21 protein-coding genes are annotated in these 23,447 nt (G+C 57.0%); 7 read left to right on the top strand and 14 right to left on the bottom strand.

The genetic code is table 11. The features are described from left to right. Positions 1-46 precede the first annotated feature (46 nt). The 3 genes from ACOQH0_RS07570 to hcr all read left to right on the top strand — a co-directional run bounded on the left by ACOQH0_RS07570 (position 47) and on the right by hcr (position 3,722). The gene (locus tag ACOQH0_RS07570) at positions 47-946 is read left to right on the top strand and encodes a lysine exporter LysO family protein (RefSeq protein WP_421511904.1); all 900 of its coding nucleotides are present in this window, start codon (positions 47-49) and stop codon (positions 944-946) included. Positions 947-1,090: 144 nt separating this feature from the next. Beyond that, positions 1,091-2,743 carry a hydroxylamine reductase gene (gene hcp, locus ACOQH0_RS07565; RefSeq protein WP_089597780.1) on the top strand — a complete coding sequence of 551 codons (1,653 nt, stop codon included), beginning with the start codon at positions 1,091-1,093 and terminating at the stop codon, positions 2,741-2,743. A 10-nt stretch (positions 2,744-2,753) separates the two neighbouring features. Continuing rightward, entirely contained in the window at positions 2,754-3,722 is a 969-nt protein-coding gene (hcr, locus tag ACOQH0_RS07560) for an NADH oxidoreductase (protein WP_421511903.1), read from the top strand. A gap of 116 nt (positions 3,723-3,838) precedes the next feature. Here the strand turns inward: hcr and ACOQH0_RS07555 are convergent, their stop codons facing one another. Continuing rightward, the gene (locus ACOQH0_RS07555; RefSeq protein ID WP_421511902.1) at positions 3,839-4,273 is read right to left on the bottom strand and encodes a DoxX family protein; all 435 of its coding nucleotides are present in this window, start codon (positions 4,271-4,273) and stop codon (positions 3,839-3,841) included. Between the two features lie 151 nt (positions 4,274-4,424). On the opposite strand from ACOQH0_RS07555, the gene poxB reads away from it, so the two are divergent. The 4 genes from poxB to ACOQH0_RS07535 all read left to right on the top strand — a co-directional run bounded on the left by poxB (position 4,425) and on the right by ACOQH0_RS07535 (position 9,736). Beyond that, positions 4,425-6,143, top strand: coding sequence for a ubiquinone-dependent pyruvate dehydrogenase (gene poxB, locus ACOQH0_RS07550; RefSeq protein WP_421511901.1), 1,719 nt, complete (start codon positions 4,425-4,427; stop codon positions 6,141-6,143). A 38-nt stretch (positions 6,144-6,181) separates the two neighbouring features. Then, positions 6,182-7,183 (top strand): low-specificity L-threonine aldolase, encoded by a 1,002-nt coding sequence (ltaE, locus tag ACOQH0_RS07545; protein ID WP_134349263.1) that lies wholly within the window; start codon positions 6,182-6,184, stop codon positions 7,181-7,183. 10 nt (positions 7,184-7,193) lie between these two features. Beyond that, on the top strand, positions 7,194-8,630 hold the full coding sequence (locus tag ACOQH0_RS07540; protein WP_421511900.1) for a DUF2867 domain-containing protein: 1,437 nt from the start codon (positions 7,194-7,196) through the stop codon (positions 8,628-8,630). Positions 8,631-8,722: 92 nt separating this feature from the next. Continuing rightward, complete coding sequence (locus ACOQH0_RS07535) at positions 8,723-9,736, top strand: NAD-dependent epimerase/dehydratase family protein (protein WP_421511899.1); 1,014 nt, start codon at positions 8,723-8,725, stop codon at positions 9,734-9,736. Between the two features lie 96 nt (positions 9,737-9,832). Here ACOQH0_RS07535 and ACOQH0_RS07530 read toward each other — a convergent pair whose 3' ends face one another. The 13 genes from ACOQH0_RS07530 to gspE form a co-directional block, all read right to left on the bottom strand. Continuing rightward, positions 9,833-11,665, bottom strand: coding sequence for a glycoside hydrolase family 19 protein (locus ACOQH0_RS07530; protein WP_421511898.1), 1,833 nt, complete (start codon positions 11,663-11,665; stop codon positions 9,833-9,835). Between the two features lie 136 nt (positions 11,666-11,801). Then, entirely contained in the window at positions 11,802-12,254 is a 453-nt protein-coding gene (gene iagB, locus ACOQH0_RS07525; protein WP_134349395.1) for a type III secretion system invasion protein IagB, read from the bottom strand. 136 nt (positions 12,255-12,390) lie between these two features. Continuing rightward, the gene (locus tag ACOQH0_RS07520; protein WP_421511897.1) at positions 12,391-15,096 is read right to left on the bottom strand and encodes a glycosyl hydrolase family 18 protein; all 2,706 of its coding nucleotides are present in this window, start codon (positions 15,094-15,096) and stop codon (positions 12,391-12,393) included. A 274-nt stretch (positions 15,097-15,370) separates the two neighbouring features. Next, positions 15,371-16,156, bottom strand: a complete 786-nt coding sequence (locus ACOQH0_RS07515; protein WP_421511896.1) for a prepilin peptidase — start codon at positions 16,154-16,156, stop codon at positions 15,371-15,373. Then, complete coding sequence (gene gspM / locus ACOQH0_RS07510; RefSeq protein ID WP_421511895.1) at positions 16,153-16,638, bottom strand: type II secretion system protein GspM; 486 nt, start codon at positions 16,636-16,638, stop codon at positions 16,153-16,155. Before gspM ends, ACOQH0_RS07515 begins: the two co-directional genes overlap by 4 nt. After that, complete coding sequence (gene gspL, locus ACOQH0_RS07505) at positions 16,635-17,765, bottom strand: type II secretion system protein GspL (protein ID WP_421511894.1); 1,131 nt, start codon at positions 17,763-17,765, stop codon at positions 16,635-16,637. The genes gspM and gspL overlap by 4 nt, the downstream gene beginning before the upstream one ends. Before the next feature lie 15 nt (positions 17,766-17,780). Continuing rightward, on the bottom strand, positions 17,781-18,797 hold the full coding sequence (gspK, locus tag ACOQH0_RS07500) for a type II secretion system minor pseudopilin GspK (protein ID WP_421511893.1): 1,017 nt from the start codon (positions 18,795-18,797) through the stop codon (positions 17,781-17,783). Beyond that, positions 18,794-19,459 (bottom strand): type II secretion system minor pseudopilin GspJ, encoded by a 666-nt coding sequence (gene gspJ, locus ACOQH0_RS07495; RefSeq protein ID WP_411777939.1) that lies wholly within the window; start codon positions 19,457-19,459, stop codon positions 18,794-18,796. The genes gspK and gspJ overlap by 4 nt, the downstream gene beginning before the upstream one ends. Further along, positions 19,456-19,830: a type II secretion system minor pseudopilin GspI gene (gspI, locus tag ACOQH0_RS07490; protein ID WP_421511892.1), complete on the bottom strand. Its 375-nt coding sequence runs from the start codon at positions 19,828-19,830 to the stop codon at positions 19,456-19,458. The genes gspJ and gspI overlap by 4 nt, the downstream gene beginning before the upstream one ends. Further along, positions 19,823-20,308: a type II secretion system minor pseudopilin GspH gene (gene gspH, locus ACOQH0_RS07485; protein WP_089599014.1), complete on the bottom strand. Its 486-nt coding sequence runs from the start codon at positions 20,306-20,308 to the stop codon at positions 19,823-19,825. Before gspH ends, gspI begins: the two co-directional genes overlap by 8 nt. Next, positions 20,308-20,757 carry a type II secretion system major pseudopilin GspG gene (gene gspG, locus ACOQH0_RS07480; protein ID WP_059310662.1) on the bottom strand — a complete coding sequence of 150 codons (450 nt, stop codon included), beginning with the start codon at positions 20,755-20,757 and terminating at the stop codon, positions 20,308-20,310. The genes gspH and gspG overlap by 1 nt, the downstream gene beginning before the upstream one ends. A gap of 2 nt (positions 20,758-20,759) precedes the next feature. Beyond that, on the bottom strand, positions 20,760-21,968 hold the full coding sequence (gene gspF, locus ACOQH0_RS07475) for a type II secretion system inner membrane protein GspF (RefSeq protein WP_421511891.1): 1,209 nt from the start codon (positions 21,966-21,968) through the stop codon (positions 20,760-20,762). Further along, positions 21,968-23,446 carry a type II secretion system ATPase GspE gene (gene gspE, locus ACOQH0_RS07470; RefSeq protein ID WP_421511890.1) on the bottom strand — a complete coding sequence of 493 codons (1,479 nt, stop codon included), beginning with the start codon at positions 23,444-23,446 and terminating at the stop codon, positions 21,968-21,970. Before gspE ends, gspF begins: the two co-directional genes overlap by 1 nt. Position 23,447: the final 1 nt, after the last annotated feature.

The raw sequence follows: 23,447 nt of genomic DNA, 5'->3' as shown, positions 1-23,447 counted from the left end.
GTAGTGTCTCTGGCGCTTAACAGATACTCAAAAGGACCGGCTGTTCATGTTTTCAGGACTCCTCATCATTCTGCTGCCCCTGATTGTGGGCTACCTTATTCCGCTGCATCGTGAATCCGCATTAAGGCTTATTAATCGATTCCTGAGCTGGATTGTCTACGTTATTCTTTTCTTTATGGGGATAAGCCTGGCCTTCCTGGATAACCTGTCAGCGAATTTACTCTCCATCCTCCATTATTCCGTCGTCACTGTGGTGGTTATTTTGCTGTGCAATATTGCCGCACTGTTCTGGCTGGAACGCACTATTCCCTGGAAAAATAACCATCAGCAGGAAAAACTCCCTTCCCGTATTGCGATGGCGCTGGAATCATTAAAACTCTGCGGCGTCGTGGTGCTCGGTTTTCTTCTTGGTCTGACCGGATGGCCATTTTTACAGCACGCCACGGAGGCCAGCGAATATACCCTGATCTTCCTGCTGTTCCTGATTGGTATTCAGCTGCGAAATAATGGCATGACGCTGAAACAGATTGTCCTCAACCGCCGGGGAATGATAGTCGCCATTGTCGTCGTCGCCAGTTCAATGGTCGCAGGCGTGATTAATGCCGTTATTCTCGACCTGCCGCTGAAAACCGGCCTGGCGATGGCGTCGGGTTTTGGCTGGTACTCCCTCTCCGGTATTCTTCTGACCGAATCGTTCGGTCCGGTCATTGGCAGCGCCGCTTTCTTCAATGACCTTGCGCGCGAATTGATTGCCATCATGCTGATCCCGGGACTGGTACGCCGCAGCCGCTCTACCGCGTTGGGGCTGTGTGGCGCGACCTCAATGGACTTTACCCTGCCGGTATTACAACGCTCAGGGGGGCTGGAGCTGGTCCCTGCCGCCATCGTACACGGCTTTATTTTAAGCCTGCTGGTTCCCGTTCTGATGGCCTTCTTCTCGGCCTGATACTTCTTTGGCGGTAGCGAACCTGCCGCCAAAATTGCGCTAAATCAATCTCCCTCTATTTTGTAGCAGAAAGCCCTTTTCACCGTTCTGGCACAGGCATAACCTTAAACATGTATATCAAATATAACTTTAACAGGTGTGATTATGTTTTGTGTGCAATGTGAACAAACCATCCGTACCCCGGCAGGCAATGGCTGCTCCTACGCACAGGGTATGTGCGGCAAAACCGCAGAAACATCTGACCTGCAGGATCTGCTGATTGCAGCCCTGCAAGGCCTTTCCGCCTGGGCCTTTAAAGCCCGTGAATACGGCATTGTCGACCACTATGTCGACAACTTCGCCCCTCGCGCATTTTTCTCCACGCTGACCAACGTAAACTTCGATTCTCCGCGCATTGTCGGCTATGCCCGCGAAGCGATTGCCCTGCGTGAAGCGCTGAAAGCGCAGTGTCTGAAGGCCGATGCCAGCGCCCGCGTGGAAAACCCGATGTCCGAACTGCAGCTGGTGAGCGACGATCTGGGCGACCTGCAGCGTCAGGCGGCAGAATTCACCCCGAATAAAGACAAAGCGGCGATTGGCGAGAACATTCTCGGCCTGCGTCTGCTGTGCCTGTACGGCCTGAAGGGCGCTGCGGCCTATATGGAACACGCGCACGTGCTCGGCCAGTACGATAACGACATCTACGCCCAATACCACAAAATCATGGCGTGGCTGGGCACCTGGCCTGCCGATATGAACGCGCTGCTGGCGTGCTCGATGGAAATCGGCCAGATGAACTTCAAGGTAATGAGCATTCTGGATGCCGGTGAAACCAGCACCTACGGCCACCCGACGCCAACGCAGGTCAACGTCAAGGCGACCGAAGGCAAGTGCATCCTGATTTCCGGTCACGACCTGAAAGATCTCTACAACCTGCTGAAACAGACCGAAGGCACCGGCGTTAACGTCTACACCCACGGTGAAATGCTGCCCGCGCACGGCTACCCGGAGCTGCGCAAGTTTAAGCATCTGATCGGTAACTACGGCAGCGGCTGGCAGAACCAGCAGGTTGAGTTCGCCCGCTTCCCTGGCCCTATCGTGATGACCTCTAACTGCATCATCGACCCTACCGTCGGCGCGTATGACGACCGCATCTGGACCCGCAGCATCGTCGGCTGGCCGGGCGTGAGCCATCTTGAAGGCGACGATTTCGGTCCCGTTATCGCCCAGGCGCAGCAGATGGCGGGCTTCCCGTACAGCGAGATCCCGCACCTGATCACCGTCGGCTTCGGTCGTGAAACCCTGCTGGGTGCCGCTGATTCGCTGATTGACCTCGTCAGCCGTGAAAAGCTGCGCCACATCTTCCTCGTCGGCGGCTGCGACGGCGCGCGCGGCGAGCGTAACTACTTCACTGACTTCGCCACCCGCGTGCCGGAAGACTGCCTGATCCTGACGCTGGCGTGCGGTAAATACCGTTTCAACAAGCTGGACTTCGGCGACATCGAAGGTCTGCCGCGCCTGATCGATGCGGGCCAGTGTAACGATGCTTACTCGGCCATCATTCTGGCGGTCACGCTGGCGGAGAAACTGGGCTGCGGCGTGAACGACCTGCCGCTGTCGCTGGTGCTGTCATGGTTTGAGCAGAAAGCGATTGTCATCCTGCTGACCCTGCTCTCTCTCGGCGTAACCAACATCGTGACCGGCCCGACCGCGCCAGGCTTCCTGACGCCGGACCTGCTGGCGGTGCTGAACGAGAAATTCGGTCTGCGTTCCGTGACCAACGTTGAAGATGACATGAAGCAGCTGCTGAGCGCGTAAGGAGTAACTCATGACCATGCCAACCTCACAATGTCCGTGGCGGATGCAGGTTCATCACATCCATCAGGAGACGCCGGATGTGTGGACGCTGTCGCTGCTGTGCCATGACTACTATCCGTACCGTGCAGGCCAATATGCGCTGGTTAGCGTTCGCAACTCGGCGGACACCCTGCGCGCCTACACGATCTCCTCAACGCCGGGCGTGAGCGAGTACATTACGCTCACCGTCCGACGCATTGACGACGGCGCAGGCTCCCAGTGGCTGACGCGTGACGTGAAGCGCGGGGATTATATCTGGCTGTCCGACGCGCTGGGGGATTTCACCTGTGACGACAAAGCAGACGATAAATTCCTGCTGCTGGCGGCGGGCTGTGGCGTAACGCCGATTATGTCGATGCGCCGCTGGCTGGCGAAAAATCGCCCGCAGGCTGACGTGCAGGTGATCTTCAGCGTGCGTTCACCGGAAGATGTCATTTTTGCCGAGGAGTGGCGTGATTATCCGGTGACGCTGGTGGCGGAGCACAACGCGACCCACGGTTTTGTGCCCGGTCGCCTGAGCCGCGAGCTGCTGCAAAGCGTGCCGGATATGGCGAACCGCACCGTGATGACCTGCGGCCCGGCGCCGTACATGGATATCGTCGAGAAAGAGGTGAAAGCGCTTGGCGTGACCCGCTTCTTCAAAGAGCAGTTCTTCACCCCGGTGGCGGAAGCGGCAACCAGCGGCGTTAAGTTCACCAAACTTCAGCCAGCGCAAACCTTCTTTGGCCGCGTGGGCACCACGCTGCTGGAGGCGCTGGAAAGCAACAAGGTGCCGGTAGTGGCTGCCTGCCGTGCGGGCGTGTGCGGCTGCTGTAAAACAAAGGTGGTTTCCGGGGAGTACAGCGTCACCAGCACTATGACGCTGTCCGACGCCGAAATTGCCGAGGGTTACGTGCTGGCGTGCTCATGTCATCCGCAGGGTGACCTGGTGCTGGCATAATCTGGCGCAGTGCCCCCATTATTTGCCGGGTGGCACTGCGTTTACCCGGCCTACTTTATACATGTTGGCTCTTCGTAGGCCCGGTAAGCGCTAGCGCCACCGGGCTTTTTTTTGCCCTACCGCCACGCGGGCGCTTTCCCTACCGCGTACCGCCCTGCCCCTAAAAACGCCACCGCCAGCGAACCGATAAAGAAGTAGACCAGACTTTCAATCGCCCATGCGCCTACCGCATCCAGCGCTAAGGTTTTGCCCGTGCCCACCATCAGCCACGCCACGATCATCGTAAACGCCAGCACCAGCGCCGCCGGACGCGTGAAGAGCCCGACAATAATCAGGATCGGTGCCACCACTTCGCCAATCAACACGCCGTAGGCGATAAACCCCGGCAACCCCTTTTCCACCAGCATGCCGCTGATGAACCCCACGCCACCAAAAAGCTTATGCAACCCGTGAAACAGCATCAGTCCACCGACGGCAAGTCGTAACAAGAGTTTGCCAAGATCGTCGCATGATAGCTTTTCATTAACAGCAGTTAACAATGATTTAACCATTTGAAATTATTCCTGTTTTTACCCAATGTACAGCCAGATTATGCCGAAGAGTGACATTTGAAAACCACCTTTTAATGAGGGGGTAAAACAGGCAAGACAGTGACTTTCTTCTAAGCTTGTAAGCGATATCACAAAAAGGAGATGGACAACCATGAAACAAACCGTGGCTGCATACATAGCGAAGACCCTTGAACAGGCTGGCGTAAAACGTATCTGGGGCGTGACCGGCGATTCCCTGAACGGACTCAGCGACAGCCTCAACAAGATGAAAACCATTGAATGGATGCCCACCCGCCATGAAGAGGTTGCCGCCTTCGCCGCAGGTGCTGAAGCACAGCTCACGGGCGAACTGGCCGTCTGCGCCGGATCCTGCGGGCCGGGCAACCTGCATCTGATTAACGGCCTGTTCGACTGTCACCGTAACCACGTGCCGGTGCTGGCGATTGCCGCCCATATCCCCTCTTCCGAAATTGGCAGTGGCTATTTTCAGGAAACACATCCGCAGGAGCTGTTCCGTGAATGCAGCCACTATTGCGAGCTGGTTTCATCCCCGGAGCAGATCCCGCAGGTGCTGGCGATTGCCATGCGTAAAGCCGTGCTGAACCGCGGCGTTTCTGTGGTCGTCATCCCGGGCGATGTGGCGCTCAAGGCTGCGCCAGAAGGGGCCAGTACCCACTGGTATCACGCCCCGCAGCCCGTGGTAACGCCTGCTGAAGAGGAGCTGAAAAAGCTGGCTCAGTTGCTGCGTTACTCCAGCAATATCGCCCTGATGTGCGGCAGCGGCTGCGCGGGCGCGCATAAAGAGCTGCTCGAATTTGCCGGGAAGCTGAAAGCGCCGATTGTCCACGCCCTGCGCGGCAAAGAGCACGTCGAGTACGACAACCCTTACGACGTGGGCATGACCGGGCTGATCGGTTTTTCGTCCGGTTTCCACACCATGATGAACGCCGACACGCTGGTCCTGCTCGGTACCCAGTTCCCGTACCGCCCGTTCTACCCGGCGGATGCGAAAATCATTCAGATTGATATCAACCCGGCCAGCATCGGCGCGCACAGCAAGGTCGATATGGCGCTGGTGGGCGACATCAAATCCACGCTGACCGCCCTGCTGCCGCTGCTGGAAGAAAAAACGGACCGTAAGTTCCTTGATAAAGCCCTGAGCGACTATCGCGATGCCCGTAAGGGGCTCGACGACCTCGCCAAACCGAGCGACAAAGCCATTCACCCGCAGTATCTGGCGCAGCAGATCAGTCATTTCGCTGACGACGACGCCATCTTTACCTGCGACGTGGGCACGCCAACCGTCTGGGCGGCCCGCTATCTCAAGATGAACGGCAAACGCCGCCTGCTCGGCTCGTTCAACCACGGCTCGATGGCCAACGCCATGCCGCAGGCGCTTGGCGCAAAAGCGACAGCGCCGGAGCGTCAGGTAGTGGCAATGTGCGGCGACGGCGGGTTCAGCATGCTGATGGGGGATTTCCTGTCGGTGGTGCAGATGAAGCTGCCGCTGAAAATCGTGGTCTTCAACAACAGCGTGCTGGGCTTTGTGGCGATGGAGATGAAGGCCGGGGGTTACCTGACGGACGGCACAGAGCTGCACGACACCAACTTCGCGCGCATTGCCGAGGCCTGTGGCATTACCGGTATTCGCGTGGAGAAAGCCTCTGAGGTGGATGAAGCCCTGCAGCGCGCCTTTTCCATCGACGGTCCGGTGCTGGTGGATGTGGTCGTCGCCAAAGAGGAGCTGGCCATCCCGCCGCAGATCAAGCTGGAGCAGGCCAAAGGCTTTAGCCTGTATATGCTGCGCGCCATCATCAGCGGGCGCGGTGACGAGGTGATCGAACTGGCAAAAACCAACTGGCTCAGGTAAAACATCTGGCATCGCCTTTTAAATAATAAGGACTTGCCATGATCGATTTACGCAGTGATACTGTTACCCGCCCGAGCCGCGCCATGCTCGAAGAGATGATGGCCGCCCCGGTCGGGGACGACGTCTACGGTGACGATCCGACGGTCAACGAGCTGCAGCGCTACGCGGCTGAACTGAGCGGCAAGGAAGCGGCCCTGTTCCTGCCCACCGGCACGCAGGCTAACCTCGTCGCGCTGCTCAGCCACTGCGAGCGCGGCGAAGAGTATATCGTCGGCCAGGGCGCACATAACTACCTGTACGAAGCGGGCGGTGCCGCAGTGCTCGGCAGCATTCAGCCGCAGCCAATCGACGCCGCGCCGGACGGCTCGCTCCCGCTCGACAAGGTTGCCGCAAAGATCAAAGCCGACGATATCCATTTCGCCCGCACCAGACTGCTCAGCCTCGAAAACACCCATAACGGCAAAGTCCTGCCGCGCGAGTATCTGAAAGCAGCGTGGGAATTCACCCGCGAGCGCAGGCTCGGGCTGCACGTGGACGGCGCGCGCATCTTCAACGCCGTGGTGGAATACGGCTGCGAGCTGAAAGAGATCGCGCAATACTGCGACTCGTTCACCATCTGCCTCTCGAAAGGGCTGGGCACGCCTGTAGGTTCCCTGCTGGTGGGCAATGCGGACTACATCAAGCGCGCTAACCGCTGGCGCAAAATGACCGGCGGCGGCATGCGTCAGGCGGGCATTCTGGCGGCTGCCGGGCTGTATGCTCTGAAAAACAACGTCACGCGTCTGAAAGACGATCACGACAACGCCGCGTGGATGGCGGCGCAGCTGCGCGAAGTGGGTGCCGACGTGATGCGCCACGACACCAACATGCTGTTCGTTCGCGTGGGCGATGACCACGCCGCTGCGCTTGGCGAATTTATGAAAGCGCGTGGCGTGCTGATCAACGCGTCACCTGTCGTGCGTCTGGTGATGCATCTCGACGTGAGCCGCGAACAGCTGGCGGACGTGGTGAAACACTGGCAGGCCTTTTTACAGCGTTAAGGAGCATCACGTGCCGCAGCGTATTCTGGTGCTTGGCGCCAGCGGATATATCGGTCAGCACCTGACCACGGCGTTAAGTCAGCAGGGACACCAGGTGCGGGCAGCGGCACGCAACACCGAGCGCCTGCAAAAGCAAAACCTGCCCGGCGTGACCTGCCACAACGTCGATCTCAACTGGCCTGTCGCGCTGCCTGCTCTGCTGGACGGGGTCGATACGCTTTACTACCTTGTCCACAGCATGGGTGAAGGTGGCGATTTTATCGCCCACGAGCGTCAGGTGGCGATGAACGTCCGCGATGCTCTGCTGCAAATGCCGGTTAAGCAGGTGATTTTCTTAAGCTCGCTACAGGCACCCGAAAACGAGCAGTCCGATCATCTGCGCGCGCGCCAGCTGACGGCTGACACCCTGCGCGGTGCGAATATTCCCGTCACCGAACTGCGCGCCGGCATTATCGTCGGCGCCGGTTCCGCCGCCTTCGAAGTGATGCGCGATATGGTCTACAACCTGCCGGTGCTCACGCCGCCGCGCTGGGTCCGCTCGCGGACCACGCCGATTGCGCTGGAAAATCTCCTGCATTATCTGGTGGCATTGCTGGATCATCCGGCGGAGCAACACCGCGTGCTGGAGGCCACCGGTCCTGAAGTGCTGAGCTACCAGGAGCAGTTTGAGCATTTCATGCGCGTGAGCGGCCGCCGACGCTGGCTGCTGCCGATTCCCTTCCCAACCCGCTGGATTTCGGTGTGGTTTTTGAACGTCATTACGTCGGTGCAGCCAACCACGGCAAAAGCGCTGATTCAGGGGCTAAAACACGATCTGCTGGCGGACGATCGCGAGCTGCGGGCGCTCATTCCCCAGGATTTGATCCGCTTTGATGACGCGGTGCGCAATACCCTGAAAGAAGAAGAGAAGCTGGTGAACTCCAGCGACTGGGGCTACGACGCGCAGGCCTTTGCCCGCTGGCGGCCGGAGTACGGCTATTTCCCGAAACAGGCGGGCTGCACGGTGAAAACCACGGCCAGCCTGGCCGCGCTGTGGGAGGTGGTAAACCAGATCGGCGGCAAAGAGGGCTATTTCTTCGGCAATGTACTCTGGAAAACGCGCGGTGCGATGGATCTGCTGGTGGGCCACCGGCTGGCAAAAGGCCGCCCTGCTCGCCCGTATCTTGAGGTGGGCGATTCGGTCGACAGCTGGAAGGTCATCATCGTCGAACCGGAAAAACAGCTGGCGCTGCTGTTCGGCATGAAAGCGCCCGGGCTGGGCCGGCTTTGCTTTACCCTGAAAGACAAAGGTGACCATCGTGAACTGGACGTCCGCGCCTGGTGGCATCCGCACGGAATGCCCGGTCTGTTCTACTGGTTGTTCATGATCCCTGCGCACCTGTTTATCTTCCGCGGGATGGCAAAGCGGATTGCGCAACGGGCAGAACAAAAGACGGAAAAGATCTAAATAAAACTCTCTTTCTTTCACCTTTCCCATTGCATAGCGCCGTAATTCACGAAAGAATGCGCACGAAATTCTTTTCAACACAGTGGATTGATATGAAGGTACTGGTTACCGGGGCGACCAGCGGCTTAGGCCGAAATGCGGTCGAATTTCTGCGCAACAAGGGCATCAGCGTCAGGGCTACCGGTCGCAACGAAGCGATGGGAAAACTGCTGCAAAAAATGGGCGCAGAGTTCGTCCATGCCGACCTGACGGAGCTGGTCTCCTCTCAGGCAAAAGTGATGCTCGCCGGTATCGATACGCTGTGGCACTGCTCCAGTTTCACCTCCCCGTGGGGTACCCAGGAAGCCTTTGATCTCGCCAACGTGCGGGCAACCCGCCGTCTGGGCGAATGGGCCGTCGCCTGGGGCGTGCGTAACTTTATTCATATCTCGTCCCCGTCACTCTATTTCGACTATCACCACCATCGTGACGTGCAGGAAGATTTCCGTCCGGCCCGCTTTGCGTGTGAGTTTGCCCGCAGCAAGGCAGCCAGCGAAGAGGTGATTGACCTGCTGGCGCAGTCGAATCCGCATACCCGTTTTACGGTACTGCGTCCGCAGAGCCTGTTCGGGCCGCACGACAAAGTGTTTATTCCCCGTCTGGGGCAGATGATGCACCACTACGGCAGCGTGCTGCTGCCACGCGGCGGCGATGCGCTGGTGGATATGACCTATTACGAAAATGCCGTTCACGCCATGTGGCTGGCGAGCCAGCCGGACTGCGATAAGCTGATCTCCGGTCGCGCCTACAACATCACTAACGGCGAGCCCTGCACGCTTCGCAGCATTGTGCAGCGCCTGATCGACGAGCTGCAGATCGACTGCCGTATTCGTTCGGTGCCTTATCCGATGCTGGATATGATCGCCCGCAGCATGGAGCGTTTTGGCAGTAAATCCGCCAAAGAGCCTGCACTGACGCACTATGGGGTATCAAAGCTTAATTTTGATTTCACGCTGGATATTTCACGCGCGGAGAATGAGCTGGGGTATAAGCCGATTGTGACGCTGGATGACGGGATTGTGCGCACGGCGGCGTGGCTGCGGGATCATGGGAAATTGCATCGGTAGTCAGTCTGGTGCGGCCTGATGCCCTCACCCCGGCCCTCTCCCACGGGGAGAGGGAGAAAACACGAAAACGGCAACCCGAAGGTTGCCGTTTTGCTTTTACAGAGCCGTCCAGGCTTCAGACCATGCCAGACCTGCGCCTGGTTCATAGTATGCCGGGGCGTTGTTACACCAGCCGCTGTACGGGAACGGTTTGCACTGGAACAGTTTACCGTGGTTGTTCACGATATCGCCTGCCTTGTACTTGCTGTTCGCGCTCCATGCTGCGTAATCGCCGGAAGTACCCTCATCCTGAGACGGGGTGGCTGCTTTGGCTTTTACGTTCAGCAGGTAGGTGGTGCTGTTGCTCAGCTCGCCATCGCTAACGGTCAGGCTCACTTCGTACTGCTGCGCTGTCGCCGCTTCTGGCGCAGTAAAGGTCACAACCGCTTTGTCATCGCCGGTGACGGTCTGGCCATCCTGGGAACGCCAGGTGTAGGTCAGTTTGTTACCGTCTTCGTCGGTAGAACCTTCAGCGCTCAGAGAAACCTGCGCACCCGCTTCAACTGCACCGATTGGACCCGCAATCTGCGCCACTGGCGCATGGTTTACCGCTGCCGGGGTTTCATCTGGTACTGGCGTAACCGGAGTTTCATCTGGCACTGGTGTAACCGGGGTTTCATCTGGCGTCGGCGTAACTGGAGTCTCATCCGGCTTGGTCGCTGAACCGTCGTCATTCACGATGTTCACGTTAAAGAATTTCTGTACACACTTGGTGTAGTCGCCGTCTTTAAACGCGCTGAATGGCGTCTGGTAGCCCACCAGCTGGCAAGAGTAGGTTTTGCCATCAGGCGTATCCGCGCTCCATCCCCAATCCTGCTCCCAGTAGATCTTCAGTGCGCCCGCGCCGCCTTCGTCGAACTGCTTCATGTTCGCACAGCCAAGCACTTCGTCAGCCGGTACAGGCACTTTCAGGTAGTTAGCAAACTCTTTGTAGTACTTGATGCGGTTCTGAGACTGCGCAATTTCAGTCGGGCCACCGCACTCAACGCCGCCGTTGATGATCTGGGTGGTCACGCCGAAGCCAGGGACCAGGCCGTTGGCCTTGTCGTGATCGTTCGGCTGCCAGGTGCCGTCGATAACCTGCAGCATGCTTGGTTTTGGCGGCTGCGGATAGGCGAAGAAGAAGATCGCACTCGCCAGGTTCAGCCAGGTGTCCGCTACCAGTTCTGGTTTTTCCAGCAGAACTTTAACGTCGCCGTACATCGCTTCGGAGAACGGACCGTAGTTATAGTTGTAAGACAGCTGCTTCGCACCGCGACCGAAGTAGCTCAGGAAATCGCCGTCTTTGTCTTTACCGCACGGCCAGGTCTGCCCCTGCCAGACGTCGGTATTACATTCGCCGTTATAGCCGCTCTTCTGGCCTTCGCTCCAGCCCATTTCGCGCACGTAAACCAGCGCCTGACGCCATTCGGCTTCCGGACGCCAGCTTTCGTGACCGCCGGTTTCCTGCGCAAAGTGGGCAAACATGGTTGCCAGCTCTTTACGGCAGATGGCGTCGCTGTCGCGGCCGTCTTTGTAGGTGTCGCACAGCGCCGGGAATTTACCCACCGCTTTCAGGAAGTTGCTGTAGCTGTAATCCTTTGCACGCAGTGGGAACAGGTATTCCCAGTCGCTCTCTTTCAGGATCCCTTCAACGCGTTTTACGTTAACCGGGTTTGACGCACGGCCTGGCTCAATCTGCTCAACTGAAGCGTTGTCCAGCGTACGGATGGTATCCTTCACGGACTGCATCAGAGGGAAGTTAGTGAGTTCTTTCTCCTTTTTCGCCAGATCGCTGGCTTTCATGGTGTAAGGCTCGCTGCTCTCTGCCTTCAACATGGTGGCCTGAGCCATAACAGGTGCAATGCAAGCACCCGCAATCAACACGCTCAGTAATGTCCTTTTATTCATTTCGGTTATTCCTGTTAATTCGATGGTTTAAAATAAAATCCCAGCTTATTTATTAATCCGTTAATAAATAAACTCCAGACAGCTGTTTTTCACTTTCTGAAGCATACTTAACGGTACGCTTCAAAAAAGAAAAAACTCACCAGTCATTTCTTTCGCGTGCAACAGATTTTAATTGCTGATACTTCGCCCAGACTTTATGGGCATACACCATACGCTTTGGATAATTTTCTTTTTTAATCCCAGCGTTATAAGCACCGACGGCTTCCCAGTTATATCCGTAGACTTTAATCATGCCTGACAGAATCGATGCGCCCACCATAATAGAAGTACAAGGTTCTGTTATAAGTCTACGTTCGCTGATACCGCGTCGTTCAAGCTCCGAAAAGTGCGAGCTGTTAATTTGCATTAATCCTACGTCAATTGTGCCATCATGATTTTTCCCGACAGCGTAGGGATTCATTCCTGATTCCACATTCGCAATGGCATAAAGTAAATAAGGGTCAACATGATAATAATGCGCCGCCTTATCCCAGCAATTCGCCAATGCGCTTTGGCTTAATATCAATAACAGCAACAGTAATCGCTTCATCATTCACCTGCGGTGGTACGTTTTATTTCTCCTCAAACACGTCCTGTTAAATATTTTAGTTACAGACCACACCCGAAGCGGGGTGTGGTCTGTGATTGTGGGCGGATATCACACCCACAATTTCAGGCTCAGAAGATTATTTGCAGTCAGCTGACGCGCCTTCTTTCACCCATACATCGCTGTTACCTGGTTTATCACCCTGGGTCCACCATTTCGCACGGTACTCGAAGCCCTGGTAGGTCGTCTTGTCGCCGCCGTTGTAGACCGTGTCAGCGCGCCAGTTCATTTTCACCTGGCTGACCAGTTCCCATGCATCTGCACCAAAGCCTGGCTTGTTGCCCTGAGTCCAGTACTTCGCTTTCCAGACCAGGTTATCAGCGCTTACCAGATCGCCATTGTTGTAGACTTTGCTGGATTCCCACGCAGCATATTTGCTGGCGTTGGCATCAACCGGGTTGTCGCAGCTGCCTGTGGCAGTCCCTTCGTCAGATGGATTGGTGCCTTCATCAGATGGGTTGGTACCTTCGTCAGCCGGAGGAGTCTCTTCATCAGGCACAACCGGGGTCGCTTTCGGCGTCACGGTAATCTGTACGTTGGACTGTACGCTGGTTTTACCGTCGCTCACCACCACGCTCAGGGTATAGCTTGAGTCAGTGGTAACCTCTGGTGCAGTGATCTGTACGCTTGAGGTATTGGTACCGGTGGCGTGCATATCGGATGGAATGCTCCAGGTATAGGTCAGCGCATCACCGTCTGGATCCGCAGCCTGCACGTTCAGCGCATAAGACTGGCCAGCTTCCAGGGTCACGGCCTGCATCTGGTTCACAACCGGTGCCTGGTTAGCCTTAGGTGCTTTGTTCAGAACCTGCACGTCAGCGGTGCTGCTCAGCCCTTTCGCATCGGTTACGGTCAGACGGAATGCCAGCGTCTGATTGCTGGTGACCGCGCCAACGGAGAAGGTCGCTTTCGCTTTGTTGCTGTTGGTGAGCGTGACGGATGGACCAGAGATCTGGGTCCATTTGTAGGTGATTGCATCACCATCAGGATCGGTAGACGCTGAACCATCCAGGGTAACGCTTGCCGGACCGGTCACGGACTGATCCGCTGCAGCCGCAACTGGCGCGTGGTTGGTCACTACCGGATCAACCGGCGTTGAGCTGCCCAGCAGGCTTTCGTTCATCGCGTTCAGGATGTCGCCGTTATCGGAATCGATAGACCAGGAGAACAGCCCCCCCAGGTTTTTCGCCAGCACGTACTTACCTTTCGCGGTGGTTGAACGGGCATCTTCATAGGAGATCAGGTCGCCGGTGGATTTGTTAAAGACGTACGGTGCTTCCGCATCCGCGTCATAACCGTATTCCCAGCCTGGCTTGCCTTTGTACTCGTTCACAATTTGACGATAGTCAACCACGCCTGGTTCCCAGGTCCCTTTCACTGCGCCAGTCGCGGTGCCGGTGAACGGGTTGTTGCCGGTGTAGCCGTGAACGCCTGTCCAGCCGCGGCCATACATGCCCGCACCGACAACGATTTTGCCTGGCTGTACGCCCTGCTCCAGCAGCGCGTCAACGCCGTTAGAGGTGGTGTAGTTGGTATCCGGACGCCACGCTGGTGCGTGCAGCGCAGCCTGGTGACCCAGTTCGGTGTTGCTCCATGAGCCGTAGAAGTCATAGCTCATCAGGAAGATATGGTCGAGGTACTGCTGCGCCGTGGTGTAATCCACGTCTTCAATCTTATCTTTACCGGAACCAATTGCGGTAGTCAGCTCATAGGTACGACCGGTTTGTGTTGACAGTTCGTTCAGCATGGCACGCAGATCGTGCATCAGTACGGTATAGGTCGCTTTGTCCTGCTGTGCGTTGCCCAGCGCTTCGTTCACACCGCCGCCGCCAGGGAATTCCCAGTCGATATCCACGCCGTCGAAGAATTTCCAGGTTGTCAGGAAGTCTTTCACTGAGGAGACAAAGCGCGCACGGATAGCCGGATCGTTCATTTTGAAGAACGGATCGGACATGGTCCAGCCGCCGATAGATGGCAGCACTTTCAGGTCTGGATGCGCTTTTTTCAGCGCCATCAGCTGGCCGAAGTTACCTTTGTACGGGTCGTCCCAGTTAGAGACGCCGGACTGCGGTTTCTGCAGCGCCGCCCACGGGTCGTGGATCGCCACGGTGAAGTCCTGGCGGCCAGCACACGCGCGCTGAAGCGCGGCGAAGCTGTTGCCGTTTTCAACGGTTTTCAGACCGTCGTTAATACCGTCGCCGCCACAGATTGGAATGAAGCCATACAGGATGTGGTTCAGGTTAGCAGCAGGGATTTTATCAACCGGGAAGTTACGACCGTATACGCCCCACTCCGGGAAGTAAGCGCCAACCACTTTATCGGTGTGCTGGGAGAAGGTTTTGTTATTTTCCTTCATTGCGCCGTTCAGTGGCAGCAGGTGGCTACCGTCGGTATCCGCTACGATAACCAGCTTGCTTGCACTTTTGGAGCAACCGCTGGTGTTACAGAGTTCAACCTGTTCCTGATAGCGGCCACCTTTTTTGACCTTGAAGGTCGCGGAGCCGGACGCACCGGCAGCGCCTGACCACACGGTCTGACCGTCGAGCAGAACTTTACCGGAAGTTGGCGCATCGCCGCTCCAGACGTTCCACTCCACTTTCACGTCCACGCCATCGTTGTGCACTTTAACGAGCGTACCGTAATCCTGTGCGGCCTGGTCGATTTCAACGAGGGCAAATTTATCATTACCACTGCTGATTGAAGGCGTACCTGGCGCGGCGGCGAATGCGGTGCCGGAGACAGCCGCAACAAAAAGGGCCAGATATTTAGGCTTCATAAATTTCATTATTAATTCCTGATAACATTATTTGTGAAAATTAAAATAACCATGCATTCCATATAGCATGGGCGAGTCGTGAATAAGCCAGTTCAATAAAACTGCGGACAATACATAATTGTGCAAAACAGGTAATACGCTAAAATATCCTCCATAAAAAGACATGAGCGATAATCCTTACAGCTTATGTTCCTTACAATACGCCGGGAATTAAATTAAGTCCTTCCATTCCCTTATCGAAAAAATTTCAAAAAAAACTTGACCGCACAAATCAGAATGTGAATTACAGCGTCTGGAGAATAAAAATAGTCAATCCAGCCAGTGACAACATCGGACCAAACGGAATAACGCTATTTTCTTTAACAGCTTTATAAAAAAGAAAATACAATGCGATGCCGCTTAATGCAGCCGCCAGTAATAAAGATGGTAATGCCTGCCAGCCGCACCACGCCCCCAGCGCGGCCAGCAGCTTGAAATCACCGTAGCCTAATCCCTCACGGCCGGTGGTCAGGCGAAACGCCCAGAAGATCAGCCACAGCGACAGGTACCCAGCCGCCGCACCATACAGGGCATCCGACAGCGGTAAGGTATGACTGAACGCGTGATACAGCAGACCCGCCCAGAGCAACGGCTGGGTCAGGCAGTCCGGCAGGAGCATATGTTTCGCATCGATAGTGGCAAGGGGCAGCAGGCCGCACCACAGCACCCACAGCGCCAGCAAGCCCGCCAGCGAGGGTGCAAACGCTGCCGTCAGAGCAAAAAAGAACGCGCTCGACAGTTCAAGGAATAACAGCCGCGCCGGTATCGCTGCGTTACAGCAGCGGCAGCGGCCACGCAGGGCGCACCAGCTGAGAACAGGAATGTTCTCCCACCAGGAGAGGCGATGAGAACAGACAGGACAGTGAGAAGCCGGAAACAGCAAATTACCCGCCCCCTCCTCTTCTTTTACCAGCGGCGGAATGCGCTCTGCCACCACCCCTAAAAAACTGCCGATAATGCCCCCCAGCGCACCGCTCATCAGGCACAGGGCGGGCATCTGGCTGCCCTGAAGCAGCGTCAGCGGGTTCATGCCGCTTTCGCCCAGGAGAGTTTAATCTGCGCCTTCACGTCGCTGAGGTGATCCACCGGGGTAAGATCCATTTTTTCAAGACGCACGCCGGCGGTTAAATTCACCTCTCTGAGCCAGCTCTTCAGTTCATAGACGTTTACCCGGTCGATATTAAAGGACAGGGTTTGACCGTCCTGCTGAATATTACTCAGCGCAACGTGGATCTCTTTGGCACTCTCTTCCACCACGCTTCGTGGATTACTGGTTTTTACTACTTTGGCCTGAAGATGATTTTTATTAATTTCTGCGCGCATCCAGTTCAGGGTCTGTTTTTGTTTCTGCAGCGTGCTTTGCTCATTCTTAATAATATTATCCAGAGGCGTCATGACCCCGTACCAGATAATGGCGCAGCAGAGCGCCGCGCCGCACAGTTTAAACAGATTACGCTCGCGCGGGCTGTAGCTCAGGTAGCGAGATTTTAATTGTCCAATTTTCTCTTTCATTTATATTTCCCTGTGATGATAGCGGTATAAGGCGCCTCACTGGAGACCGGCTGCAGCGTAAAGTCGAAGGTGTCAGTCGCCTTATTGACGAACGCCTGCAGCGCGGTAGGATCCATCGCGCTGATGTTCAGCGTGAGCTGATCCTGCGCGTCGTCGTATCCCACTTCGCTCAGCTCGACGGAAGGGAGCGATTGCTTTATCTGCTCCAGCGCCTCCAGCTGAAGAAAGAATCCTTTCTTCTCTTTTTTGATGTTCTGCCCGAAGTGGTATTTCAGGTTGGTGGTCTGGCGCAGCGTCGGGAAGTAGTGCTGGGCCAGCTCGACCATCTGCTGCTGGGCCAGATTTTCCTGGCTGCTCAGCATCCAGGCCATGCCGACGCGGGGGCCAATCAGCAGCCCCAGGCTCAGCACCGTCACGGCGGCAATAGTTGATTTCGCATAGCGGAAACCGGCGCTCTCGCCTTTGGCTGAAAATTCGCCGTGCAGCAGGCTGGCTTTGCCGCTTTTCCACTGCGGCTGAATCAGCACCAGCGGATGCTGCCAGGCCAGCTGCTCATCCACCTGCACGCCCGCTGGCGCATCGCCATAGCAGACGATGTCACCCGTGCACTGCTGGCCCAGCAACAGCGGCAGCAGCGCGGCGTCGGTTTCACAGGCGCCAAACGGCGAGTAGCGCATCCAGTAGCCGTCATCCACAGAGACCAGCGTGTTTCCTCCGTCGTTCACCGGCAGGAGGATCGCGTCCGGTAAGACCTGAACCACCGTTAGCCCGGCCTCGGTACAGCGGTTGAGCCAGTAGCGGAGGCGGTCGGTATCGATCGCCACGGCGTCGACGTCACGTCCTTTCTTGTTCAGCACCGTCCAGTGGAGGTTGTCCACGTCGCCAATCAGCGTTTCTTCTGCCAGCCACGAGAATTCAACATTCCCTTTTTTGGGCAACGTGAAATGACGGAATATCATCTCGCTGGCGGGCAGTAACAGACAGACCCTGGCCGCTAACGCATGACCGGCGAGTTCCGCCAGTGACGCCAGTCCCTGGCGTTGTCCAACCTGGTCGCTACCGGACTCGCACCACATTATGTTCCCGTCCTCGTGCGTGTCGGGACGAATAAAAAGCACCTGTTTCATAGAGTTCGTCTTGTGTTATTCAACCATTCGGTAGCGACGTTGCCAGGTAATCACCTTCCCGGCTTCATTATCAACATGAAGCTGGCTCACAACGCGCAGCGTTAAATCATCGGTATTGCCGGTGCTGTTGACCCGGAAATAGTTACTGTTCACCGCAAGCAACGCCTGAACCTGCTTGAGGGCGTCTTTGGTCTGCGGATAATTTGTCTCAAGCTCTTTCAGGAACGCCTCCATCGACGCCCAGCCCTCTTCGGGGCGGGAGGCGATCAGACGGGCGGCCTCGTCCTCACTCAGCGAACCGATAAACAGCGCGGCCAGCAGCGGCGCCTGTTCCCCGGTCAACGTATTCACATCCACCTTGCTGGCGCTGTCGGGCAAGGCGCACAGCACGTTGCTGACCTTGTCGTAGGCCGCCGCCGGAAACGCGGGCAGCAGCTTGAGCTCGCTCGGGGTGCGCATCATCTGATTCGCGGGCTGGCGCGCGGGCTCCACGCCCGCCCAGGCATCCGTCTCCAGCCCCTCTTTTGCCGTGGTGGTATCGCCGTCGAGATAGTCCAGCAGCTGCTGGTAAATCTCTTCAGCGTCCCCCGCAGAAATGCCGCTGTCGGTCAGAAGCTGCTCGACGATGCGCTCTTTCACCGGCTTTTCCGGCAGCGCGCCTGCGGTCTGTACAGCGGGCGTTTGATCCGCCGCCAGCAGGTTATTGACGTTAAAGCAGGTCTGGGCATCCTCCACCTGGCTCACCACGGTGTAGTGTTCGCCCTCGGTCTCTACCGGCTCCGACCATTCCCCCTTCGGCGACAGGCCTTTGCTTTCGCCGCTGGCGTAGGTCTGGAGGAGATCTTCAATGGTTTTTTGCTGGCTCTGAATGGACCAGCGCAGCTGCTGCTGGCTCACCTGATAGCGTGTTTTCTGCAGATTGCGGCAGAACTGCTGGCTGATTTTGGCTGCCAGGGCCGACATCATGACCAGCAAAATTAACACCACCAGCAGCGCGACACCGCGCTGTTTCCGAACCGATTTTCCGCTCATTTGTTTTCTCCTGACGGGGCGGGTGTCGGCTGCGGTTGCGCAGGCGTCGCCGCATCGGTCGGCGCCGCTGGCGTTTGTTCTGCGGGTGCCGCTGGAGCAATCGGCAGGTCCCCCGGCGTGGTAAACACCCAGCGCCAGGTATCGCCGTTCTCCATGGTCAGCAGCAGCTCTACGCCGTCCGGCTGGTGCGCCGTGTCGGTCCATTTGTCCAGCCAGCTCGCTTTCCAGAAGCGCCACGACATCTCTTTAACATCGCTGAGGATCGGCACCTCTTCCGGCTCCGCATCCGCCGGACCGTCGATGACCGGCCAGATATCCCGCCACAGCTTTTTATCTTTTAACCGCCAGCGCACGCGCTCCAGCTGAACCTGACCGCTCACGCCGTTCAGTGTGGTCAGCGCCAGGCCGTCTTTGCTCTGGACAAATACGTCAGGCTCGTTGCGCGGGGCGCGCGCCTGAAGCTGGAAGAAATCCCGCTCCAGCAGGTTATAGGCGCGCTGAAGCTGGTTTAAGCGGGTGGCCGCCACGTCGGTGGCGTTCGACGTACGCATCGCCCCGTCCAGGATTTGCCAGGCAAGCAAGCTGATGACCGCAAAGATGGTCAGCGCAATCATGATCTCCAGCAGCGTAAAGCCCTGCTGACGCTGAGCGTGCTTACTCATTTTGACTCTCCGGGTTCCATCACCTGCAAGGTAATCACCGGCTTATCTTCATCGCCCTCGGCGTATACCTGCACCTCATCGGCAAAGCGGTTTTCCGCGGTTTTTACCCGCTGCTTGCGCCAGGTCCAGTTTCGTCCGCCCATCGTTTCCGTGCCCGTCTGCAGGGCATCGGGGAACGGCGCGTTATTCAGTTTTGCCTCCGCCAGCTGGTTTTCCGCCACCCAGCTCGCCTGCAGCGAATCGCCCAGGCCATGGGTGAAGCGCACGTTCAGCGAGACGGAGTTCATCAGCGCCAGCGCGGCGGTGGAGAAGATGACCAGCGCGACCATCACTTCCAGCAGGGTCATCCCCTGTTCTTTACGTTTAGTCATCGTTCTCTACCGATACCGGTGATGCCCCCTGCGACACCACGCTAAAGCGCTGCTTTTTGTCGAAACTCTGCAGTGAAAGCGTGAAACGACTGATTTCGCCGTCCGGCAAAAAGACAATCTGCGGCGCGGTGTCAGTCGTGGCGGCAATGCGCTGAGGCGACAGCGAGACGTGCATCTCTTCCGGGAACTGGCCGTGGGTGACGATGCGCCCGGCGGTCAACGGCTCCCAGTGACGTTCGCCGTCTTTTTTGGCCCAGGTCACCAGCTGATATTCAGACGTGGTGACCACCAGCCCGACGATATTGCCGTCCATCACCGCACGGTCTGAACCATATTCAACGAGGGCTTTTAACTGCTGACCGAAAATATCCGCACCGCTGCGCGAGGGAATAGTCGACACCACCATCATGGCGCAGCTGGCAAATATCACCAGCGCCAGAATAATTTCCAGCAAAGTAAATCCACGTTGCTTATTCATTACTTCTCTTTTTTATCTAAAGACCAGTTGGTAATATCATCAGCCGTATTGGCTTCGGCATCCGGACCCGCAGAGAAAACATCTACCGCGCCATGTTCACCCGGGCTGACCAGAATATAATCATTGCCCCACGGATCTTCCGGCAGGCGGCGAATATAGCCATCGTCACGATAGTTTTTCGGGATCGGCGCGATTTCAGGTTTGGTCACCAGCGCCTGCAGCCCCTGCTCTGTTGTGGGATAACGGTGGTTATCCAGCTTGTACATATCCAGCGAACCTTCCAGCGCCACGATATCGCTGGTGGCTTTCTGGGCATCAGCCTTTTCTTTATTTCCCATTAAATTGGGCACCACCATACTGGCGAGGACGCCAAGAATAACGATGACCACCATTAATTCGAGCAACGTAAACCCGGCCTGACGTTTCAGGCTATTTCTTTTTAAGGACATATTTAACCCACCATATTATTGAGCTGAAGAAGCGGTTGTAATATTGACAGCACGATAAATAAAACCACTGTCGCCATTGTCACCACCAGTGCCGGTTCAAAGACCGACAGTGTTAACGTAATGCGATGCTGTAATGCCGATTCCTGGTTTTCCGCGGCGCGATCCATTAATGAACCTAATTCCCCGCTCTCTTCGCCGGAGGCAATCATGTAAAGCATGGTTGGCGGAAAGAGCTTCGCCTGGTCCAGCGCGTTATACAGGGACGCCCCCTGACGCACGGTATCTGCCGCCTGCTCCAGCACCTGCCGGGCATAGAGGTTTTCGATTCCGTCCATCGCGATATACATCCCCTCCAGCAGCGGCACGCTACTGGCCTGCAGGATGCTGAGCGTGCGGATATAGCGCGCGCTGTTGATGGCGCAGACCAGCTTTTTGATCGGCGAGCCGTTCACCAGCCAGCTGTTCCAGCGAAAACGGTTGGCCTTTTTCTTCACCCAGGCCTTAAAGCCGACAGCCGCGCCGAACAGGCCTCCGGCAATATAGATCCCGTACGCCTGCAGGAAATCGCTCACCGCGATCAGCGTGCGGGTGGTGATCGGCAGCTGCTGCTTCATATGCACAAACTGCTCGATCACCTGCGGCACCACCGCCACCAGCAGGATGCTGATGACCGCCACGGCGACCACCGTCAGGGTAATCGGGTAGACCATCGCCTGCGTCAGCTTGCTTTTCATCTTCTGACGCTGCTCGTTGTACTCCGCCAGCTTCTCCAGCACATCGCCCAGATGGCCGGTTTTTTCCCCGGCCATCACCAGCGTGCAGTAGAGCTTGTCGAAGGTGCGCGGGAACTGGCTGAAGGCGTCAAAGAGGGTATGGCCTTCCACCACTTTCTCGCGGATTTCGACCACCATCGCCGCCAGCTTTTTGTCTTCCGTCTGCTTCGAAATCGCCTTCAGGGCGCTTTCCAGCGGCAGCGACGCGTTAACCAGCGTCGACAACTGACGGGTAAACATCGACAGCACCGGCACAGAGAGTTTGGCCCCGGTTTTGGCTTTTGCGCTGGCCGCATTTTCATGGGTTTCGGTGATGGTGAGCGGCATCAGCTTCTGCTCGCGCAGCGACTGACGTACCTGCTTTGGCCCTTCCGCCTGCAGCGTGCCGCGCTGGGTTTTCCCGGCGGCATCGGTGGCGGTCCACGCGTAGAAAGCCATTATTCATCGCCTCCACGCTCGGCGGTTACGCGCATCACCTCTTCCAGCGAGGTGACGCCGCTGATGACCTTCATCAGGCCGTTTTCGCGCAGGCTGTAGGCCTGTTTGAAAAGCTCGGTCTCAATGGACATTTCATCTTTGTCTTCATGAATGGCGCGGCGCATGGTGCTGTCGACCACCAGAAACTCATGAATGCCCGCGCGTCCCTGATACCCGCTCTGGCGGCAGTGCTCGCAGCCGACGGCGCGATAGATGGCCTTCGGCGGCTTATCCATAAAGCTAAACAGCGCTTTTTCATTGTCATCCAGCGGACTAGTGGTACGGCAGTGCGGACACAGCCGACGCACCAGACGCTGGGCAATGACGCCAAGTAGCGACGAACCGATCAAAAAGGACTCGAGGCCCATATCCCGCAGACGGGTGATGGCCCCCGCCGCACTGTTGGTGTGCAGCGTAGACATGACCAGGTGACCGGTGAGCGACGCCTGCACCGCAATTTGCGCGGTTTCGCCGTCACGAATTTCCCCGATCATCACCACGTCCGGATCCTGACGCAAAATCGCGCGCAGGCCGCGGGCAAAGGTCATGTCCACGCGCGGGTTGACCTGCGTCTGTCCCACCCCTTCCAGCTCGTATTCAATCGGATCTTCGACGGTCAGAATGTTGCGTTCATGCCCGTTCAGCGCCGACAGAATGGCGTACAGGGTGGTACTTTTACCCGAGCCTGTCGGCCCGGTGACCAGGATAATGCCGTGGGGGCGGCCAATCAGCCCTTTCAGTTTTTCCAGCTCTTCATCGATGAGTCCGAGCTTGTTGATGTCCGGCTTCAGGTTGCTCTTATCGAGCAGACGCATGACCACGCGCTCGCCGTACTGCGAGGGAATGGTCGACACGCGCACATCGATCGCTTTACGGCCAATGCGCAGCGAAATACGACCATCCTGCGGCAGACGCTTTTCGGCGATGTCGAGCTTCGACATGACTTTAATACGCGACACCAGCAGCGGCGCGAGCTTGCGCGCAGGCTGCAGCACCGGGCGCAGCACGCCGTCAACGCGAAAACGGATGCTCAGCGTGCGCTCAAAGGTTTCGATATGGATATCCGATGCGCCGTCCTTCACCGCCTCGCCGAGAATGGCGTTGATCAGGCGGATCACCGGCGAGTTTTCGTCGTTATCCAGCAGATCTTCGTTGTCCGGGATCTCCTCGGTTAACGCCATCAGATCGATATCCGCATCCATGTCGTCCACCAGCTGCTGCGAGACGCCGCTGTTCTGCTGCCAGATTTTGGCCAGCATTTCATCGAACGCTTCAGCGCTCAGCGTCTCGGGCACAAAGGCGCGCCCCAGCACCCGGCGCATCTCAAGCAGCGCGAACGCGGGCACGTCTTCACGAATGTAGACCGCGTCGTTCCAGTACAGGATGCCGTTGTCTTTCGCGAAGCTGCTGGTGCAAAGCTGTTTCGTCAGTTCATCCACG

It is taken from the genome of Enterobacter sp. JS8-1 (genome assembly GCF_049187015.1).
In the GTDB taxonomy this organism is placed as follows: Bacteria; Pseudomonadota; Gammaproteobacteria; order Enterobacterales; family Enterobacteriaceae; genus Enterobacter; species Enterobacter mori.
The sequence above is the reverse complement of the archived record's forward strand: the minus strand, read 5'-3'. Positions and strand labels throughout refer to the sequence as shown.

What these genes read in the sequence shown, in the direction of transcription:
- ACOQH0_RS07570 (WP_421511904.1), top strand. Translation starts at nt 47, where the DNA reads ATGTTTTCAGGACTCCTCATCATTCTGCTGCCCCTGATTGTGGGCTAC.
- hcp (WP_089597780.1), top strand. Translation starts at nt 1,091, where the DNA reads ATGTTTTGTGTGCAATGTGAACAAACCATCCGTACCCCGGCAGGCAAT.
- hcr (WP_421511903.1), top strand. Translation starts at nt 2,754, where the DNA reads ATGACCATGCCAACCTCACAATGTCCGTGGCGGATGCAGGTTCATCAC.
- ACOQH0_RS07555 (WP_421511902.1), bottom strand. Translation starts at nt 4,273, where the DNA reads ATGGTTAAATCATTGTTAACTGCTGTTAATGAAAAGCTATCATGCGAC.
- poxB (WP_421511901.1), top strand. Translation starts at nt 4,425, where the DNA reads ATGAAACAAACCGTGGCTGCATACATAGCGAAGACCCTTGAACAGGCT.
- ltaE (WP_134349263.1), top strand. Translation starts at nt 6,182, where the DNA reads ATGATCGATTTACGCAGTGATACTGTTACCCGCCCGAGCCGCGCCATG.
- ACOQH0_RS07535 (WP_421511899.1), top strand. Translation starts at nt 8,723, where the DNA reads ATGAAGGTACTGGTTACCGGGGCGACCAGCGGCTTAGGCCGAAATGCG.
- ACOQH0_RS07530 (WP_421511898.1), bottom strand. Translation starts at nt 11,665, where the DNA reads ATGAATAAAAGGACATTACTGAGCGTGTTGATTGCGGGTGCTTGCATT.
- iagB (WP_134349395.1), bottom strand. Translation starts at nt 12,254, where the DNA reads ATGAAGCGATTACTGTTGCTGTTATTGATATTAAGCCAAAGCGCATTG.
- ACOQH0_RS07520 (WP_421511897.1), bottom strand. Translation starts at nt 15,096, where the DNA reads ATGAAATTTATGAAGCCTAAATATCTGGCCCTTTTTGTTGCGGCTGTC.
- ACOQH0_RS07515 (WP_421511896.1), bottom strand. Translation starts at nt 16,156, where the DNA reads ATGAACCCGCTGACGCTGCTTCAGGGCAGCCAGATGCCCGCCCTGTGC.
- gspM (WP_421511895.1), bottom strand. Translation starts at nt 16,638, where the DNA reads ATGAAAGAGAAAATTGGACAATTAAAATCTCGCTACCTGAGCTACAGC.
- gspL (WP_421511894.1), bottom strand. Translation starts at nt 17,765, where the DNA reads ATGAAACAGGTGCTTTTTATTCGTCCCGACACGCACGAGGACGGGAAC.
- gspK (WP_421511893.1), bottom strand. Translation starts at nt 18,797, where the DNA reads ATGAGCGGAAAATCGGTTCGGAAACAGCGCGGTGTCGCGCTGCTGGTG.
- gspJ (WP_411777939.1), bottom strand. Translation starts at nt 19,459, where the DNA reads ATGAGTAAGCACGCTCAGCGTCAGCAGGGCTTTACGCTGCTGGAGATC.
- gspI (WP_421511892.1), bottom strand. Translation starts at nt 19,830, where the DNA reads ATGACTAAACGTAAAGAACAGGGGATGACCCTGCTGGAAGTGATGGTC.
- gspH (WP_089599014.1), bottom strand. Translation starts at nt 20,308, where the DNA reads ATGAATAAGCAACGTGGATTTACTTTGCTGGAAATTATTCTGGCGCTG.
- gspG (WP_059310662.1), bottom strand. Translation starts at nt 20,757, where the DNA reads ATGTCCTTAAAAAGAAATAGCCTGAAACGTCAGGCCGGGTTTACGTTG.
- gspF (WP_421511891.1), bottom strand. Translation starts at nt 21,968, where the DNA reads ATGGCTTTCTACGCGTGGACCGCCACCGATGCCGCCGGGAAAACCCAG.